The organism is Kitasatospora sp. NPDC036993, from assembly GCF_055607525.1.
This window is the reverse complement of record NZ_JBVJRP010000021.1, coordinates 91,860-108,408: the sequence shown is the minus strand read 5'-3', so window position 1 is coordinate 108,408 and position 16,549 is coordinate 91,860. Positions and strand designations below refer to the sequence as shown.

Here is a 16,549-nt window from a genome sequence, read left to right as displayed (position 1 = left end):
ACGAGTCTGCCCCATGGCGACCGCTTACACGGAACCCGCCCGTCGGTAGAGTGCGGCCATGAGCGATGGCGCGGTGCTGCACGTGCGGGGTCGGGTGCTGGTCGGTCCGCAGGACGTCCGGGACGAACTCTGGGTGGTGGACGGCCGGGTGAGCTTCACCCGCCCGCCGACCGCCGGGGACGTGCGGACGGTGACCGGCTGGGTGCTGCCCGGTCTGGTGGACGCCCACTGCCACGTCGGCCTGGACGCGCACGGCGCGGTGGACGCCGAGACCAGCGAGAAGCAGGCGCTCACCGACCGGGACGCCGGCACCCTGCTGATCCGCGACGCGGGCTCGGCCGCCGACACCCGCTGGATCGACGAGCGCGAGGACCTGCCCCGGATCATCCGCGCCGGGCGGCACATCGCCCGCACCCGCCGCTACATCCGCAACTACGCGCACGAGATCGAGCCCGGCGACCTGGCCGCCTACGTCCGGGCCGAGGCCAGGCGCGGGGACGGCTGGGTGAAGCTGGTCGGCGACTGGATCGACCGCGAGCGCGGCGACCTCGCCGCCTGCTGGCCGGGCGACGCGCTCGCCGAGGCGATCGCGGCGGCGCACGAGGAGGGCGCGCGGGTCACCGCGCACTGCTTCTCCGCCGAGTCGCTGCCGGACCTGCTGGCGGCCGGGATCGACTGCGTCGAGCACGCCACCGGGCTGACCGAGGAGCTGATCCCGGTCTTCGCCGAGCGCGGGGTGGCGATCGTGCCGACCCTGGTCAACATCGCGACCTTCCCCGACCTCGCGGCCGGCGGCGAGGGCAGGTTCCCGGCCTGGGCGGCGCACATGCGGCGGCTGCACGAGCGCCGGTACGACACCGTGGGCGCCGCGCACGAGGCCGGCATCCCGGTGTTCGTCGGTACCGACGCGGGCGGCTCGCTGGCGCACGGGCTGGTCGCGGACGAGGTGGCGGAGCTGGTCAGGGCGGGGCTGAGCCCGGCCGAGGCGCTGTCGGCGGCGAGCTGGGGGGCGCGTGAGTGGCTGGGGCGGCCGGGGCTGGAGGAGGGCGCGCCGGCGGACTTCGTGGTGTACGCGCAGGACCCGCGGGCGGACGTCCGGGTGCTCGCCGACCCGCGGCTGGTGGTGCTGCGGGGGCGGCCGGTCGGGTAGCCGCGTCGGGGCGGCCGGGGCGGCCGGGGTGGCCGCGGTGGCGGGCCGGGGTGGCGGGGCGGGTGCTTCGGGCGGGTGGCCCGGGCGGCGCTCGCCGGGCCCTCGCCGGGCCTCGTTCACATGATCATCCGCTGAACGCCCTGTCGGTGTAGGCCGATAGGGTGGCGACCATGGCACCGCGTCCACTGAACGAGATCGTCGAGCCCGGCTGGGCCACCGCCCTGGAACCCGTCACCGGACGGGTCGCCGCGATGGGCGACTTCCTGCGCGCCGAACTGGCCGCAGGCCGTACCTACCTGCCCTCCGGCCCGAACGTGCTGCGGGCCTTCCAGCAGCCCTTCGCCGACGTGCGGGTGCTGATCGTCGGGCAGGACCCGTACCCGACCCCGGGCCACGCCGTCGGGCTCAGCTTCTCGGTGGGGCCGGAGGTGCGGCCGATCCCGGCGAGCCTGATCAACATCTACCAGGAGTACGGGAACGACCTGGGCCTGCCGCAGCCGTCCGACGGGGACCTCACCCCGTGGACGAAGCAGGGCGTGCTGCTGCTCAACCGGGCGCTGACCACCGCGCCGCGCAAGCCGGCCGCGCACCGGGGCAAGGGCTGGGAGGAGGTCACCGAGCAGGCGATCCGGGCGCTGGCGGCGCGCGGCGGTCCGCTGGTGGCGATCCTGTGGGGGCGTGACGCCCGCAACCTGCGGCCGCTGCTCGGGGACATCCCGGCGATCGAGTCGGCGCACCCGAGCCCGTACTCGGCGAACAGCGGCTTCTTCGGCTCGCGGCCGTTCAGCCGGGCCAACGAGCTGCTGGTGCGGCAGGGGGCGCAGCCGGTGGACTGGCGGCTGCCGTAGCGGTTTGCGACCGCAATTCGGCGATTCCGGAGCGGAGTTGAGTCAGCACGAAACGTCAATCTCACTCCAACGAGTGAAATGACGTTCCGTGTTACTCATGTGACGGATTGTTCGAGAAGACTGGCGTCTCATCGTTTCATCCGTGTGGGGGTATCGCCATGTCTTCTCGCCGAATCGTTTCCGCTTCCGCCGCTGCCGCGGCCACCGCGCTGGTGGCGAGCACGCTGCTCACCGCCGCGCCCGTCCAGGCGGCCGAACCCGCCCCGTCGCCCGGTAAGGCGCGCGCCGTCACCGCCGAACTCGACCTGGACGTCAGCCTGCTGAACAAGGCGGTGGACGTCCCGGTGAACATCGCGCTGAACAAGGTGGAGTCGCCCGCGCAGCGCGACGGCTCGATGCTCACCGCCACGGTGGCCGGGGTCGACCAGCAGGGTCCGGTCACCCTGGTCAAGGCGGACGTCGGCAAGTCGGTGACCCGCGTCGACGCCAAGGGCGCCACCGCCTCCGTCAAGCTGGTCAACGCCGACGTGCACGCCCCGGGCCTGCCCGCCACCGCGCTGCTGGGCCTGGAGACGATGAGCGCCGAGGCGACCTGTCCGGTCGACGGGAAGCCGACCGCCGACGTGATCGCGCCGGTCAGGCTCAGTGTGCTCGGCAAGCCGGTCACCATCGGCCTGTACGGGCCGACCAAGGTGGAGGTGCCGCTGATCGGCAGCGTCTCGGTGGAGTTCTCCAAGAAGACCGTCACCACGACCACCGCCGCCGCCTCGGCCCTGGAGGTGCAGGTGGAGGTGAACCCGCTGAACCTGAACGTCGCCAAGGTCACCGGGAAGATCACCGTCGCCTCGGTGAGCTGTGAGAAGCCCACCGCGCCGCCGGCCACCCCGTCGGGCCCGGCCGCCCCGAGCGCCGCGCCCACCAGCGCGCCCGCCGCCCAGCCGGTCGCCGACACCACCGCCTCGCGGGCCGCCGACCCGCAGGCCGGAGCGGAGAAGCCGGAGAAGTCGCGGCAGTCGTCGCAGCCGTCGGAGAAGCTGGCGGCCACCGGCGGCAGCAGCGCCACCGGCCCGCTCGCGGCCGGCGCCGCCGCGCTGGTCGCGGGCGGGGCGGCCGCGCTGTGGGCCACCCGGCGCCGTCGCGCCGCGCACGCCCGCCGTCACTGACGGCACCCGGAACGGCGGGAGTGCCATCCCCGGCACTCCCGCACCGTGACCGTGCCGATGCGGACGGTTGGTTCACATGCGCGTTACACGAGAGGAACAACCGGGAAACGGCGGCTTGCGACGCTACGCGGGCACCCACCAGCCAGCAATGCGAGGGACACGCCGTGGCAATCAAGGCCGAGTACATCTGGATCGACGGCACCAAGCCGACCGCGAAGCTCCGTTCCAAGACTCGCGTCCTGCCCAACGCCGACAAGATCCCGACCTGGGGCTTCGACGGTTCCTCGACCAGCCAGGCCGAGGGCCACGCCTCGGACCGCGTGCTGGACCCGGTGCGGGTCATTCCGGACCCGATCCGCGGTGGCGACAACATCCTGGTCCTCTGCGAGGTCCTGGAGACGGACGGCACCCCGCACGTCTCCAACACCCGCGCACTGCTGCGCGAGGTCGCCGAGAAGTACGCCGCGCAGGAGTCGATCTTCGGCATCGAGCAGGAGTACACCTTCTTCAAGGGCTCCCGCCCGCTCGGCTTCCCGGAGGGCGGCTACCCGGCCCCGCAGGGCGGCTACTACTGCGGCGTCGGCGCCGAGGAGGTCTTCGGCCGCGAGATCGTCGAGCTGCACCTGGACCGCTGCATCGGCGCCGGCCTGGCCATCTGCGGCATCAACGCCGAGGTCATGCCCGGCCAGTGGGAGTTCCAGATCGGCCCGGTCGACGCGCTGACCGTCTCCGACGACATGTGGGTCGCCCGCTACCTGCTCTACCGCACCGCCGAGGAGTTCGGCATCGACGCCACCCTCGACGCGAAGCCCGTCCGCGGCGACTGGAACGGCGCCGGCGCCCACACCAACTTCTCCACCAAGGCGATGCGCGAGGGCTACGACGCCATCATCACCGCCTGCGAGGCGCTCGGCAGCTCCCAGGAGAAGGTGCTGGAGCACGTCACCCAGTACGGCGCCGACATCGAGTCCCGCCTGACCGGCAAGCACGAGACCGCCCCGTGGAACTCCTACAGCTACGGCGTCTCCGACCGTGGTGCCTCGGTGCGCATCCCGTGGCAGGTCGAGGTGGACAAGAAGGGCTACATCGAGGACCGCCGCCCGAACGCCAACGTCGACCCCTACGTCGTCACCCGGCTCATGATCAACACCTGCTGCGAGGCCCTGGAGAAGGCCGGCCAGGTCTGATCCGCCGCGCCACGAGGCGCGCACGCCACGGCCGCAGGCCCCCTCCAGGTGCAGGAGGGGGCCTGCGGCCGTTCGGCTGTCCGGGACGTTCGTACGCCCGCCGACGGCGGGGGCGTCCTGGCCGGGCGTCCTGCTCGGGGCGTCCTGCTCGGGCGTCTTGATCGGGGTGGAGGAGTCGCGGAGAATCGGGGCATGACCGCTTCGGGCCGACCGCTTCTCGTGCGCAGGCTGCACGTGGACCTGGGACGGGTGTGGGCGGCGGGGTGTCGCAGTCGGTGGGTTCCGTCAACCGACCGCAGGCAGTCCCCGCCCCAGGAGTGTGTCCGTCCATGGCTCTCACCTTCCACTGGTTCCTCCCCACCAACGGCGACAGCCGGCTGATCGTCGGCGGCGGTCACGGCTCCACGCCCGGCGCGGCCGGCTCCCACCGGCCGCCGAGCGTCGGCTACCTCGGGCAGATCGCCCGCAGCGCCGAGCAGTTGGGCTTCGAGGGGGTACTGACACCGACCGGGGCCTGGTGCGAGGACGCCTGGCTGACCACCGCGATGCTGAGCCAGGTGACCGAGCGGCTGAAGTACCTGGTGGCGTTCCGGCCCGGGCAGATCAGCCCGACACTGGCCGCGCAGATGGCCGCGACCTACCAACGGCAGTCCGGCGGAAGGCTGTTGCTCAACGTGGTGACCGGTGGGGAGTCCGCCGAGCAGCGCGCCTACGGGGACTTCCTGGACAAGGACGCCCGGTACGCGCGGACCGGGGAGTTCCTGGACATCACCCGCCGGCTCTGGGCCGGCGAGACGGTCGACCACCACGGGCCGCACCTGAGGGTCGAGGGAGCGCGGCTGAACCGGCTGCCCGACCCGGTGCCGACGGTGTACTTCGGCGGTTCCTCCCCGGCCGCCGGCGACGTCGCGGCCCACCACGCGGACGTCTACCTGACCTGGGGCGAACCGCCCGCCCAGGTGGGGGAGAAGATCCGCTGGATCCGCGAACTGGCCGCCGCCAGGGGCCGGACCGTCCGGTTCGGCATCCGGCTGCACGTGATCACCCGGGACACCGCCGCGCAGGCCTGGGCGGAGACCGAGCGGCTGCTCGCCGCGATGGACCCGGGCCGGGTACGGGAGACCCAACGGGCGCTCGCCGAGAGCGAGTCGGAGGGACAGCGGAGGATGCTCGCGCTGCACGGCGGCTCGGCGCGGCGGCTGGAGGTGCATCCCGGCCTGTGGGCAGGCATCGGGCTGCTGCGCGGTGGCGCCGGGACGGCGCTGGTGGGCAGCCACCGGGAGGTCGCGGACCTGATCTGCGAGTACCACGGGCTGGGCATCGACGAGTTCGTGCTGAGCGGGATGCCGCATCTGGAGGAGGCGTACTGGTTCGGCGAGGGCGTGCTGCCGCTGCTCGCCGCCCGCAACCTGTGGACCCGCCCGTGACGGCGGCGGGGGCGGGGGCGGGGACGGCGGTGGGGACGGCGGTGGGGGAGCCCGATCGTGACCCGCAAATCGCTGGTCAAGCGCCCCCGGCGGACCGAGAATTCAAGGCATGACCCAGCAGCCCCTGCTCCTCCTCGACGTGGACGGACCACTCAATCCCTTCGCCGCGCCGGAGCGGAGGCCCGAGGGCTACGACACCCACCGGCTGAGCCCCGCCTGGTGGGTGGCGAAGCAGGAGCACCTGGCGGCGGTCCGGGCCCGGCAGGCCACGCGTGCCAGACACGCCAGGCCCCCCGCCGCGCGGGTCAAGCCGCTGCGGGTCCTGCTGAACCCGTCGCACGGCGGGGAACTGCTCGCGCTGCCGTACGAACTGGTGTGGGCCACCGGGTGGATGGGCGAGGCCAACACCCACATAGGCCCGCACATCGGTCTGCCCGAACTCCCGTACATCCGCTGGTCCGACCTGTTCGGCGAGGACCGGGACGGGCTGCACTGGAAGACCAGGGACGTGGTCGCCTGGGCCGCCGGGCGCCCGTTCGTCTGGGTGGACGACGAACTCGGCCCGCAGGACGAGGAGTGGATCGCCGCCCACCACCCGGGGCCGGCCCTCACCCTGCACGTCAATCCCCGGATCGGCCTGCTGGCCGGGGACTTCGCCAGGCTGCGGGAGTGGGCGGAGGCCGCATGACCGGGCGGCCGCTGCTCCTGCTCGACGTCGACGGGCCGCTCAACCCCTACGCGGCGCCCAAGACCCGCCGCCCGGACGGCTACTGGACGCACCGGATGCTGCCGGAGTCCTGGGTGGCCCGCCACGCACCGCTGCCGCGCGAGCGGGTGAAGCCGCTGCGGGTCTGGCTGAACCCGTCGCACGGTGAGGAACTGCTGGCGCTGCCGTACGAACTGGTGTGGGCCAGCACCTGGACGGACGAGGCGAACACCTTCATCGCCCCGCCGCTCGGTCTGCCCGAACTCCCGTACATCCGTTGGACGGAGGAGTTCCGGGAGGACCCGGACGGGCTGCACTGGAAGACCAGGGACGTGGTCGCCTGGGCCGCCGGGCGCCCGTTCGTCTGGGTGGACGACGAACTCGGCCCGCAGGACATCGAGTGGATCGAGGCGAACCACCCGGCCCCGGCACTGGCCCTCTGGGTCGACCCGCGGATCGGACTGCGGGAGCTGCACTTCGAGGCTCTGCGGGAATGGGCGGAGGAGGACGAGTGACGGGCGTGGCCGAGGCGGGAGCGAACGGAACGCGAGTGGCCGGTACGGTCGAACGGCTGCGGCGCTACCCGGTGAAGGGGCTGCTCGGCGAGGAACTCGACCGGGCCGAGGTGACCGGCCGGGGCCTGGCCGGCGACCGCGAGCGGGCGCTGCTCGACCTGGCCACCGGCCGGGTGGCCAGCGCCAAGCGCCCCCGGCTGTGGGCCGGCCTGCTCGGGTACACGGCCAGGACCACGACGGACGGCCGCGTGGCCGTCAGCGGCCCGGACGGCCGGGGCGCGGACGAGCGGGAGCTGTCCGAGGCGCTCGGCCGCGAGGTCGCGCTGATCGACGAGCGCCCGCCCGGCGCGACCGTCGAACGGGCCGTTCCCGAGGAGGTGCTGGCTCGCGGAAGCGCGGCCGAAACCGACTTCACCGTCAACGAGTTGGGCCGCGCCGTACCGGACGGCGGCTTCTTCGACTTCGCGCCGCTGCACCTGATCACCACCTCGACCCTGCGCGCCACCGGCAGCGAGGCCGAGCGCTACCGGCCGAACCTGGTGATCCGCACCGAGGGCGAGGGCTACGTCGAGAACGCCTGGGTGGGGCGGGAGTTGGCGATCGGCCCGACCCTGCTCCTGCGAGTCATCGCGCCCACCCCGCGCTGCGCCGTCCCCACCCTGCGGCACGGGCCGCTGCCCCGCCGCCCCGAGGCGCTGCGCATCCCGGCCGAGCGGAACCGGGTGGTGCCGCTGGACGGCATGCCGGCGTTGCCCTGCGCGGGGGTGTACGCCCGGGTGGTGGTGCCGGGCGTGATCAGGACCGGGGACCGGATCACGATGGACTGAACGCGGCCGTCCGCCCGGCCGGGCCTGCCGTCACGCCGAACCGAGCACGGCCCCAAGGGCGTCGAGGAAGCGGTCGGTGATCTCCTCGTCCCGGACGGCGATCCGCAGCCACTCCTGGCCCAGCCCCGGGAAGGTGTCCCCGCGCCGGACGGCGAAGCCGTGCGCGCGCAGCCGCTCCCGGACGGCCGCCGCCTCCGGCAGCCGTACCAGCACGAAGGAGGCGGCCGGTTCGCCGTGCAGTCGCACCGACCGGAAGGCGGCCAGTCCCTTCACCAGGTGCTCGCGCCGGAGCGCCAGTTCGGCCGCCGCCCGCTCCGCCTCGGCGAGCGCGTCCGGGCCGCTGCACACCTCGGCGGCGGCCAGCGCGGGGGTGGAGACCGGCCAGAGCGGCTGGGCGGCGCCGAGGTCGGCGATCAGCGGGGCCGGGCCGAGCACGTAGCCGATCCGCAGCCCGGCCAGGCCCCAGGTCTTGGTGAGGCTGCGCAGCACGACGACCCGGCCGGGCAGGTCGCGGACGGAGGCCAGGGACTCCCGCTCGCCCGGCACGGCGTCCATGAACGCCTCGTCCACCACCAGGGTGCGCCCTGGCCGGGCCAGCGCGGCGACGGCCTCGGCGGGGTGGAGGACGGAGGTCGGGTTGGTCGGGTTGCCGAGGACGACCAGGTCAGCCTCCTCGGGGACGGCGCCCAGCCGGAACCCGTCGCCGGGGGAGAGCAGCACCCGGTGCACCCGGTGCCCGGCGTCCCGCAGTGCCGCCTCCGGCTCGGTGAACTGCGGGTGCACGACGACGATGTGATGTGACGTCAGTACCCGCGCGAGCAGGACGAAGGCCTCGGCCGCCCCCGAGGTGAGCAGCACCTCCTCGACCGGGCGGGCGTGCCGGGCGGCCACCGCGGCGCGCGCGGCGCTCTGGTCGGGATAGGCGGCGAGGTCGCCGAGGGTGGCCGCGAGGTGCTCGCGCAGCCAGGCCGGGGGAGTGCCGGTGCGGACGTTGACGGCGAGGTCGACCAGGCCGAGCCCGTCGGCGCGCACCTCGGCGTCGCCGTGGTGGCGCAGGTCGGGTTCGGGGGCGGTCACGTGGGGTCTCCTTGTGGGCGGTGCGGATGGTGGGGGCGATGTGGACGGCGTGGGCGGTCGGGTTCGGGCGCGGGCGGGAGGTCAGGGCCGTAGGTGGACGGGGTGGACCTCGTACGGGCCGGGCGGCACGGTGAGCCGCGCGCCGTCACCGAGGGTGACCAGGGCCACGGTGTGGCCGTGGGAGGCGAGGGCGACGGCCGTCCCGGTGCGGTCGAGCGCCCTCCCGGAGGCGTCGAGCGGTGCCCGGGGGCCGTCCGGCACCGCGATCCGCCAGGTGTCCGGCCGGAGCACACCGGCCACCGCCGCGACCGCCGCCGGCGTGCCCACCACCGCCGAGGCGCTCCGCAGCTCCGCCCGGACCCGCGGCCCCGATACGCAGGATCCGGACCCGGACCCGGACCCGGGGCCGAGGACGGGGCCGGGTTTGGGGCCGAGGTCGAGCAGCGCGATCCGTCCGGGCACCGTCGCCCGGGCGATCGCGACCGTCGCCCCCGCCGACCTGCGCTTGGCGACCACCAGCCGCCCGCCCGGCGCGCTCGCGAGCGCCGCCGCCTCGGCCACGCTCGCGGTGCCGACGGCCGCGCCGACCACGGCGGAGGGGTTCGGCACCGGCACTCCCGCCAGCGCCGCCGCCGGGTACTCGTCCACCGGTACCCCGGTGAGGTGTTCGGCCGCCCAGCGCACCGCCGGGTGGTCCGCCTTGCCCGCCACGGTCGCCAGCCGGGCCACCGCGGAGCGGGCCAGGCAGGCCTCCGCGAGGGTGTCCGTCAGCAGCCGCAGCACCTCGGTCCGTTCGGCGCGGCTGCTCGCGCCGATGCCGGCCACCAGGGTGCGGGGGAGGACCGGCAGGCTGCCGCCCGGGTCGTCCCGCTCGTACTCGCTGTCCCGGTCGTGCCGGTCGTCCCGGCGGTGCCCGTCGTGCCGGTCGTCCGGGGCGGCGATCCGCAGGACCGGGGCGTCCTCGGGCCCGTCGGCCGGGACGGCTGCGACCAGTCCGATCACGTGCCGCACTCCTTCGTCACAAGCTCCGGAGATCCCACCACGCCCGGCCGGAACGGGTCAATCGCGACAGGTGCGACCTCCGGCGCCGGTCCGTGCCGGCGGGCCCGCCCGGCGCGGCAGCTGTTCGCCTGTTCTTCACCTCCGTTGTGAGGTACACGACACCACGGCGCTCCTACTGTTCTCGGCGCTCCCGCCCGGGAAGCCCCGACATCCGGAGGACCCCCATGGCCTTCGCACGACCGCGCACCCCAGGCACGCCCACGGCCGGTGCCCCTGCCTCCGTTTCCTCCTCCTCGGCGCGTCCCGCCCGGGGCCCGGCCGGCCGCGGCACCGCCACCACCGGAATCCGGAACTGACGCCCGTGTACGTCGCGGACTCCCGCAGTTCGAAGGCCCCCGACGCGCCGGCCACCGGCCAGGCCCGGCGGGGCGCCGCCCTGCGCACCGTGCCCGGGGCGGTCATCGCCCTCGGCACCGTCAGCCTGGTCACCGACATCTCCTCCGAGATGGTCACCGCCGTCCTCCCCCTCTACCTGCTCACCGGTCTCGGCCTCTCCCCGCTCGGCTTCGGCCTGCTCGACGGCATCCAGAACGGCTTCAGCGCCCTGGTCCGGCTGGTCGGCGGCCACCTCGCCGACCGCCGCGGCCGGGACGGCGCCGCCCGGCACAAGGCCGTCGCGGCCGTCGGGTACGGGCTGTCCGCGCTGTGCCGTCCGCTGCTGCTGTTCGTCCACACCGTCCCGCTGATCGGCGCCGTGATCGCCGTCGACCGCACCGGCAAGGGCCTGCGCACCGCACCCAGGGACGCGATGATCTCGCTGGCCACCGAACCCGCGCACCGCGGCCGGGCGTTCGGCGTGCACCGGGCGATGGACACGGCCGGTGCCCTGCTCGGCCCGCTCACCGCCTTCCTGGTGCTGCGGCTGGCCGGCGGCCCGCTGCTCGCCGACGGCGGCGAGCGGCACGGCTACGACGCGGTGTTCACGGTCAGCGCGTGCGTCGCGGCGCTCGGCGTGCTGATCCTGCTGCTGTTCGTGCCGAACCGCGGCAGTCGTGACGACTTGTCGACTTCCACCCCCTCGCTCCGCGACAGTCTCACCCTGCTGCGCCTGCCGGGCCTGCGCCGGCTGACGCTCTGCGCCGTCCTGCTCGGCCTCACCACCGTCAGCGACTCCTTCCTCTACCTGCTCGTCCAGCGCCGGCTGGACCTGCCCGTCGGCCTGTTCCCGCTGCTGCCGCTGGGCACCGCCGCCGCCTTCCTGCTGCTCGCCGTCCCGCTCGGCGCGCTCGCCGACCGGATCGGCCGCCACCGGCTCTTCCTCGCCGGACACGGGGTGCTGCTGCTCGCGTACGGGCTTCTGCTCTCGCCGCTGCGCGGGGTGCCCGCGGCGCTCTGCGTCCTGCTGCTGCACGGCACCTTCTACGCGGCCACCGACGGCGTGCTCGCCGCCGCGGCCGCCGACACGGTGCCCGCCGGGCAGCGCGGCGCCGGGCTCGCCCTGGTCGGCACCGGGCAGGCGCTGGCCAGGTTCGCCTGCTCGCTGCTGTTCGGCGCGCTGTGGGGCGCGGTCGGCGGCCCGGCGGCGCTGGGCTGGTCGGCGGGCGCGCTGGCGCTGTGCGTGCTCGGCGCGGCGGCCGTGCTGCGCCCGTCCGAAGCCGATGCGGCCGCCGCCGGTGACGGGAGACCGGGAACCGCGGCCGGGCCCGTCACCGGCACGTCCCAACCCGCCCCCGCCGCCGAGGAGAAGCCGTGAACCTGCAGAACCGGACCAGGGTGATCGTCCTGCTGGTCGCCGTCGTGCTGCTCGGTGCGGTCGGCACCGGAGCCGTGCTCCACGCCGCCGACCGCACCGCCCGTCGGGACCAGGTCCAGCCCGGCGGTCCCGAGGTCGCCTCCGGCGCCGTGTCGCTCGGGGCGTCCGGCCACGGACGGCAGCTGCTGTTCCGCAACATGGCCTGGGGCCCGCACCGGGACGAGATCACCACCGTCCCAGCCGACCGCCCCGACGGCCCGCGCACCGCCTCCGGCGTCCAGTGCCTGCGCTTCCACGCCGCCGCCGGCACCGGCATCTGCCTCCAGGCCCAGCACGGCGCGCTGGAGGACACCTACCGCGCCGTGGTCCTGGACGACCACCTGCGCGAACTCCGGTCCTTCCCCGCCGCCGGCATCCCCACCCGCTCCCGGGTCTCGCCCTCCGGGCACCTCGTCGCCTGGACGGTCTTCGTCAGCGGCGACTCGTACGCGGGCAGCGACTTCTCCACCCGCACCTCGATCGTGGACGTCAGGGACTGGAACCTGCGGGAGAACCTGGAGGACTTCGCGGTCGTCCTGGACGGACACCCGTACCAGGCGCACGACGTCAACATCTGGGGCGTCACCTTCGCCGACGACAACACCTTCCACGCCACCCTCGCCAGCGCCGGGCGGACCCACCTGGTCCGCGGCGACCTCGCCGCCCGCACCCTCACCACCCTGCACGACAACGTCGAGTGCCCCTCGCTCTCCCCGGACGGCACCCGCGTCGCGTACAAGAAGCGCGTTCCCGGCCTGCCCGTCGACGCCCCGTGGCGGCTCTACGTGCTCGACCTCGCCACCATGACCGAGACCGCCACCGCCGAGCGGCGCAACATCGACGACCAGGTGCTCTGGTCCGGCGACGGCACCCTGGTGTACGCCCTGCCCGGCGACTACGGTGCGGACCTGTGGACCGTTCCGGCCGACGGTTCGGGCGGCGCGCAGCAGGTCACCAAGGCCGCGGTGGCCCCCGCCTACCTGGGCTGAGGAACTCTCGGCTACGGTCCCACGTCGTGCAGAGTGTGACGTGCCGGTCGAGCGTCCGGGCCGGGCGTACCGGCCGGACGTCCCGATCGAGCGCCCTGATCGAACGGGGGAGCAAGACAACCGTGGACGGTATCCCGCCCGAACGCATGGTGACCGATTCCTGGCCCGCCCTGCACGGCCGACCGGTCCTGCGGCGCACCGTCGCCGTCGGACTGGTGCTGTGCGTGTCCGTCGCCGCCGCCCTCGTGGTGCGCGGCGTCAACGCGTTCACCGTCGGCCGCACCGGCCGCGAGACCGACCGGGACCGCGCCGAACGCCTGGCCGGCCTGCACCCCTCCCAGCACCCCGGCGCAGGACGCTTCTACGTCCCGGTCGGCGCCGTCTACACCCACACCTCGGACGGCGCCCCGGTCGCCTACCTGCACTACCGCCTCGGCGGCGGGAGGGCCCCCGGCCTCGGCGACTTCCTCAGCGCCTACGACCTCCCCACGCCGGGGCCGGTCGCCCCGCTCCCGCCCGACCTGCTCGCCGCCCTCGGCGGCGACGAGCCGGCCGAGGCCTCGGAACTCCCCGAGTCCTCGCCGCCGACCGCCGCCGCCCCGTCCACGGAGTCCGTGACCCCGTCCGTCGCCCCGTCCGCCGACGCGACGCCCAGCGAGAGCCCCTCGCCGGAGGCCGCCCCCGCCGCCGAGGCCGGCCAGCTCGCCGCCGACCCCGCCGACCCCGTGGACCCGGACGCCGATCCGGCCCCCACCGCCGACGAGGCTCCCGCCACCGACCTCGCGCCGGAAGATCCCACCCCCGCACCGAGCCCCACCCCCACCGCGGACCCGACCCCCACCGACCTCCCCGCCCACGCCCCCACCGCCCGCCGCATCTACGTCGCCACCATCCCCGGCGGCCTCGCCGGCGCCGCCGACATCTACATCCGCGCCACCGGCTGAACCGGCGGTTGGGGTCAGGCCACGTCCCGGTCGATGGTGAATGCCATGACGCTGCCGGGCTGGAGGGGGAACGGGAGCTGGATCAGTCCGGCCGTGTTGTTGAACGGTGCCGGGAAGGTGGCCCGCACACTGGCACCGTGAGAGGCTCCGAGCGCACTGATCTCCGAGGCGTTCACGCTCAGTCTGGTCGGTCGGAGCGCAGGATCGACGGTGAGCCGGTACTCGGCGTCGGTGACATGGCGGAACACCTGGGCCTGGACGCGGACCCTCCGGTCGGTGCCCGCGAACTTGCGTGCGGTGACGCTCAGCTCCACCAAGTGGCCCGCGGTGACCTGGGCCCCGCGCGGGACGGAGAAGTGCTCGATCCTGGCACGCCCACCGACGACGTCCTCGTGCGTCGTGGATGTACGTTCCAGGGCCCGATTGTCCACCCGGACTGCGGCGACGGTGAAGATCTCGGGGTCGTCCGGGTCCAGGTTGTCGTCGATCATCCACCGGAGCAGGCACTCGGGTCCGGTGAAGCCGTCCAGGCCGGCATCGTCGTTGGAGGCGAGGCAGACGATCGTCACCGTTCCGGGCAGGGCCTCGATCCGGTAGGAGACCCGGAAGCTCTGGTAGAGGTAGTCGGGATGGGCGTCACCGTCCGGTGCGGGGGAGAGCAGGCAGTCGTAGCGGTAGGCGGACAGCGCTCCGGCGAACAGGGGGTCGCGTACCGGGCCCAGGACGTCCTGCATCCCGCGGAGCACCGCGCTGTCCACCTGCTCCGTGGTTTCCCGCACGGTGAGGGAGCCGATCGCGAGTGTGACGGCCGCCGCCGACACGAAGGCGCCGCCGATGAGGCTGAGCACGGTGGCGAGGACCTGCTGGTGGGCCAGCAGTGCCGCGGTCACGACGCACACCAGCCCCAAGGTCAGCGCGAGGGTGTTGACCAGCGCAAGGATCTTGCGTAGTTGGCGTTCACGAGACACGGTCACACGCCACCCCCTCGGGCCGGGTCAGAACGCCGCCCCTTCTGTGATGATCCGGACGATCCGTTCGGAGACCTCCCCGATCTCCTGGGCTGTGCGGACGTTGTCCGCTTGGCCCTCGGTCAGGAAGACCATGGCGATGCGGTTGACGGGATGCAGGACGATGCCGGTGTCGTTCACGATGCCGCGCAGGCTTCCGGTCTTGTGCCGGACCGGTACGTCGTCGTCCAGGCGGGAGGGGATCCGGTCGTTGCGGAGGTTGTTGACCAGGTAGTGCCGGACTGGTTCCAGGTGAGGTGTCCGCTCGATGTGCTCGACCAGCCGCAGCATGTCCTCGGCGGTGGTGGTGTTGGCACGGCCGAGCGGCCCGAGCTCCCGTTCGGAGAACCCGGCGGGGAAGGCCGTGTTGTGCAGTCCGAGGGCCTTGATCGTGGCGTCGATCCGCCCCTGGCCCAGGACAGTCCGCACGTGTTCGGCGGCGGGGTTGTCGCTTGTCACCAGGGCGAACCCGCACAACTCCCGCACCGTGACGGTCGAATCGGGATCGAGAGCCTGGAGCGCGCTCGGGTACATCGTGCCGGGAAGGCTCCCGACCCGGACACGGCCGTCGGGGTCGAGTTCGCCGCGCTCGGCCGACTCGAAGAGCGCGACCCCGAGGATCATCTTGGCCAGGCTCGCCGAGGGCAGAACGAGGTCCGCCCGGTGGGCGACGTTGATCCGGGGTTCGTCGAGCGTACTGATCAGAACGCTGCGCACGCCCGCGTCGTCGGCCGTTGCGAACTCTTCGATCTGTGCGGTGATCGCGGAGCACAATTCGTCGGAACCGTCCATCGGGGCAATCCCCTTCTCGCGGTTGGGTCGTGGCCAACGGCTCCCTACCCGCGCGGCGGCGCCGTACGCCAGGCCTGGAGATCGGGACGGGCGGCCGGAAACGGCCGGACACCTGCGAGGCGGATGCCCGCAGGTGTGCGAGGGCTCTCAGCGGGCGGCCGCCGGTTCGGGGAGCGGAGCGGGTGTCGCGGCGGGGGCGGGGGTGGGGGCCGGTGCTGCGACCGGTGCCGGGGTGGGGCGGGCGGGGGACTGGCCGGCGAGCAGGGCGGCGAGGGCGAGGAGGAGGCCGAGGACCTGCCAGGGGGTGAGGGTCTGGCCGAGGACGAGGAGGCCGCCGAGGGTGGCGACGACCGGGTTGACCAGGCCGAGGAACGAGGCCGGGCCGGCGCCGAGCTGCTGGATGCCGCGGAACCAGAGGACGTAGCCGAGCGCGGTGCCGAACAGGCCGAGGTAGGCGAAGCCGGCCAGGTTGGCGGCGCTCAGGGCGGGCGGCGCGCCCTCGACCAGGGCGGCGAGCGGGACGAGGAAGACCGAGCCGGCCAGGAGCTGCCAGGCGGTGAGGTCGAGCAGGGTGGCGCCCTCGGGGCGCCCCCAGCGGCGGGTGAGGACGGTGCCCATGGCCATCAGCGCGACCCCGGCGACCATCGCCGCGATCCCGACGCCGTCCAGCCGCGCGCCGCTCTTGAGCACCAGCAGGGCGACCCCGCCGACCCCGACAAGCCCGGCGACCACCGCCCGCCGGCCCGGCCGCACACGCAGCACACCGATGGAGAACCCGGCGACGAGCAGCGGCTGGATCGCCCCGATGGTGGCCGCGACGCCGCCTGGCAGGCGGTACGCGCCGACGAACATCAGCGGGAAGAACAGCCCGATGTTGAGCATCCCGAGTACGGCTGCGCGCCCCCACCAGCGCCCCTTGGGAAGTCGGCGGCCGATCAGCAGCAGGAGGAGCCCGGCCGGGAGCGCGCGGAGCGCGGCGAGCAGCAGCGGGCGGCCGTCGGGCAGCAGCTGGGTGGTGACGAGGTAGGTGGTGCCCCAGGCTGCCGGGGCGAGTGCGGCGGTGGCGGCGATTCCCGCGCGCTTGCGGTCGATGACGGCCATGACGTTCCCCTGAACGTTGATT

At 74.2% G+C, this 16,549-nt stretch carries 16 protein-coding genes; 11 read left to right on the top strand and 5 right to left on the bottom strand.

All coding sequences use genetic code 11. The features are described 5' to 3' along the window. Nucleotides 1-58: 58 nt before the first annotated feature. The 8 genes from ACZ7C5_RS33175 (at nucleotide 59) to ACZ7C5_RS33140 (ending at nucleotide 7,823) form a co-directional block, all read left to right on the top strand. Nucleotides 59-1,150: an amidohydrolase family protein gene (locus ACZ7C5_RS33175; RefSeq protein WP_401091017.1), complete on the top strand. Its 1,092-nt coding sequence runs from the start codon at nucleotides 59-61 to the stop codon at nucleotides 1,148-1,150. 170 nt (nucleotides 1,151-1,320) lie between these two features. Continuing rightward, complete coding sequence (locus tag ACZ7C5_RS33170) at nucleotides 1,321-1,998, top strand: uracil-DNA glycosylase (RefSeq protein ID WP_401091018.1); 678 nt, start codon at nucleotides 1,321-1,323, stop codon at nucleotides 1,996-1,998. A 158-nt stretch (nucleotides 1,999-2,156) separates the two neighbouring features. Continuing rightward, nucleotides 2,157-3,161, top strand: coding sequence for an SCO1860 family LAETG-anchored protein (locus tag ACZ7C5_RS33165; protein WP_470324104.1), 1,005 nt, complete (start codon nucleotides 2,157-2,159; stop codon nucleotides 3,159-3,161). A 164-nt stretch (nucleotides 3,162-3,325) separates the two neighbouring features. Continuing rightward, nucleotides 3,326-4,348, top strand: coding sequence for a glutamine synthetase (gene glnII / locus ACZ7C5_RS33160; RefSeq protein WP_188299825.1), 1,023 nt, complete (start codon nucleotides 3,326-3,328; stop codon nucleotides 4,346-4,348). 329 nt (nucleotides 4,349-4,677) lie between these two features. Then, nucleotides 4,678-5,775 carry an LLM class flavin-dependent oxidoreductase gene (locus tag ACZ7C5_RS33155; protein WP_470324103.1) on the top strand — a complete coding sequence of 366 codons (1,098 nt, stop codon included), beginning with the start codon at nucleotides 4,678-4,680 and terminating at the stop codon, nucleotides 5,773-5,775. A 109-nt stretch (nucleotides 5,776-5,884) separates the two neighbouring features. After that, nucleotides 5,885-6,463, top strand: coding sequence for an HAD domain-containing protein (locus tag ACZ7C5_RS33150; protein WP_401091023.1), 579 nt, complete (start codon nucleotides 5,885-5,887; stop codon nucleotides 6,461-6,463). Beyond that, nucleotides 6,460-6,996, top strand: a complete 537-nt coding sequence (locus tag ACZ7C5_RS33145) for an HAD domain-containing protein (protein ID WP_470324102.1) — start codon at nucleotides 6,460-6,462, stop codon at nucleotides 6,994-6,996. Before ACZ7C5_RS33150 ends, ACZ7C5_RS33145 begins: the two co-directional genes overlap by 4 nt. Further along, nucleotides 6,993-7,823, top strand: a complete 831-nt coding sequence (locus ACZ7C5_RS33140; protein WP_470324101.1) for an MOSC domain-containing protein — start codon at nucleotides 6,993-6,995, stop codon at nucleotides 7,821-7,823. Before ACZ7C5_RS33145 ends, ACZ7C5_RS33140 begins: the two co-directional genes overlap by 4 nt. A 30-nt stretch (nucleotides 7,824-7,853) precedes the next feature. Here the strand turns inward: ACZ7C5_RS33140 and cobC are convergent, their stop codons facing one another. Next, the gene (gene cobC / locus ACZ7C5_RS33135) at nucleotides 7,854-8,900 is read right to left on the bottom strand and encodes an Rv2231c family pyridoxal phosphate-dependent protein CobC (RefSeq protein ID WP_470324100.1); all 1,047 of its coding nucleotides are present in this window, start codon (nucleotides 8,898-8,900) and stop codon (nucleotides 7,854-7,856) included. Nucleotides 8,901-8,981: 81 nt separating this feature from the next. After that, nucleotides 8,982-9,902, bottom strand: coding sequence for a cobalamin biosynthesis protein (locus ACZ7C5_RS33130; RefSeq protein WP_401091167.1), 921 nt, complete (start codon nucleotides 9,900-9,902; stop codon nucleotides 8,982-8,984). Nucleotides 9,903-10,263: 361 nt separating this feature from the next. Between ACZ7C5_RS33130 and ACZ7C5_RS33125 the strand changes: the two genes are divergently transcribed. From ACZ7C5_RS33125 to ACZ7C5_RS33115, 3 genes are all read left to right on the top strand, one after another. Further along, entirely contained in the window at nucleotides 10,264-11,655 is a 1,392-nt protein-coding gene (locus tag ACZ7C5_RS33125; protein ID WP_401091168.1) for an MFS transporter, read from the top strand. A gap of 2 nt (nucleotides 11,656-11,657) precedes the next feature. Continuing rightward, a complete protein-coding gene (locus ACZ7C5_RS33120) occupies nucleotides 11,658-12,683 on the top strand; it encodes a TolB family protein (protein ID WP_470324120.1) in 1,026 nt (341 codons plus the stop codon). A 146-nt stretch (nucleotides 12,684-12,829) separates the two neighbouring features. Further along, on the top strand, nucleotides 12,830-13,627 hold the full coding sequence (locus ACZ7C5_RS33115; RefSeq protein ID WP_401091170.1) for a hypothetical protein: 798 nt from the start codon (nucleotides 12,830-12,832) through the stop codon (nucleotides 13,625-13,627). A gap of 14 nt (nucleotides 13,628-13,641) precedes the next feature. Here the strand turns inward: ACZ7C5_RS33115 and ACZ7C5_RS33110 are convergent, their stop codons facing one another. From ACZ7C5_RS33110 to ACZ7C5_RS33100, 3 genes are all read right to left on the bottom strand, one after another. After that, nucleotides 13,642-14,601: a hypothetical protein gene (locus tag ACZ7C5_RS33110; protein WP_470324099.1), complete on the bottom strand. Its 960-nt coding sequence runs from the start codon at nucleotides 14,599-14,601 to the stop codon at nucleotides 13,642-13,644. Nucleotides 14,602-14,622: 21 nt separating this feature from the next. Further along, a complete protein-coding gene (locus ACZ7C5_RS33105; RefSeq protein ID WP_470324098.1) occupies nucleotides 14,623-15,426 on the bottom strand; it encodes a serine hydrolase in 804 nt (267 codons plus the stop codon). A gap of 147 nt (nucleotides 15,427-15,573) precedes the next feature. Further along, nucleotides 15,574-16,527, bottom strand: coding sequence for an EamA family transporter (locus tag ACZ7C5_RS33100; RefSeq protein WP_470324097.1), 954 nt, complete (start codon nucleotides 16,525-16,527; stop codon nucleotides 15,574-15,576). Nucleotides 16,528-16,549 lie beyond the last annotated feature (22 nt).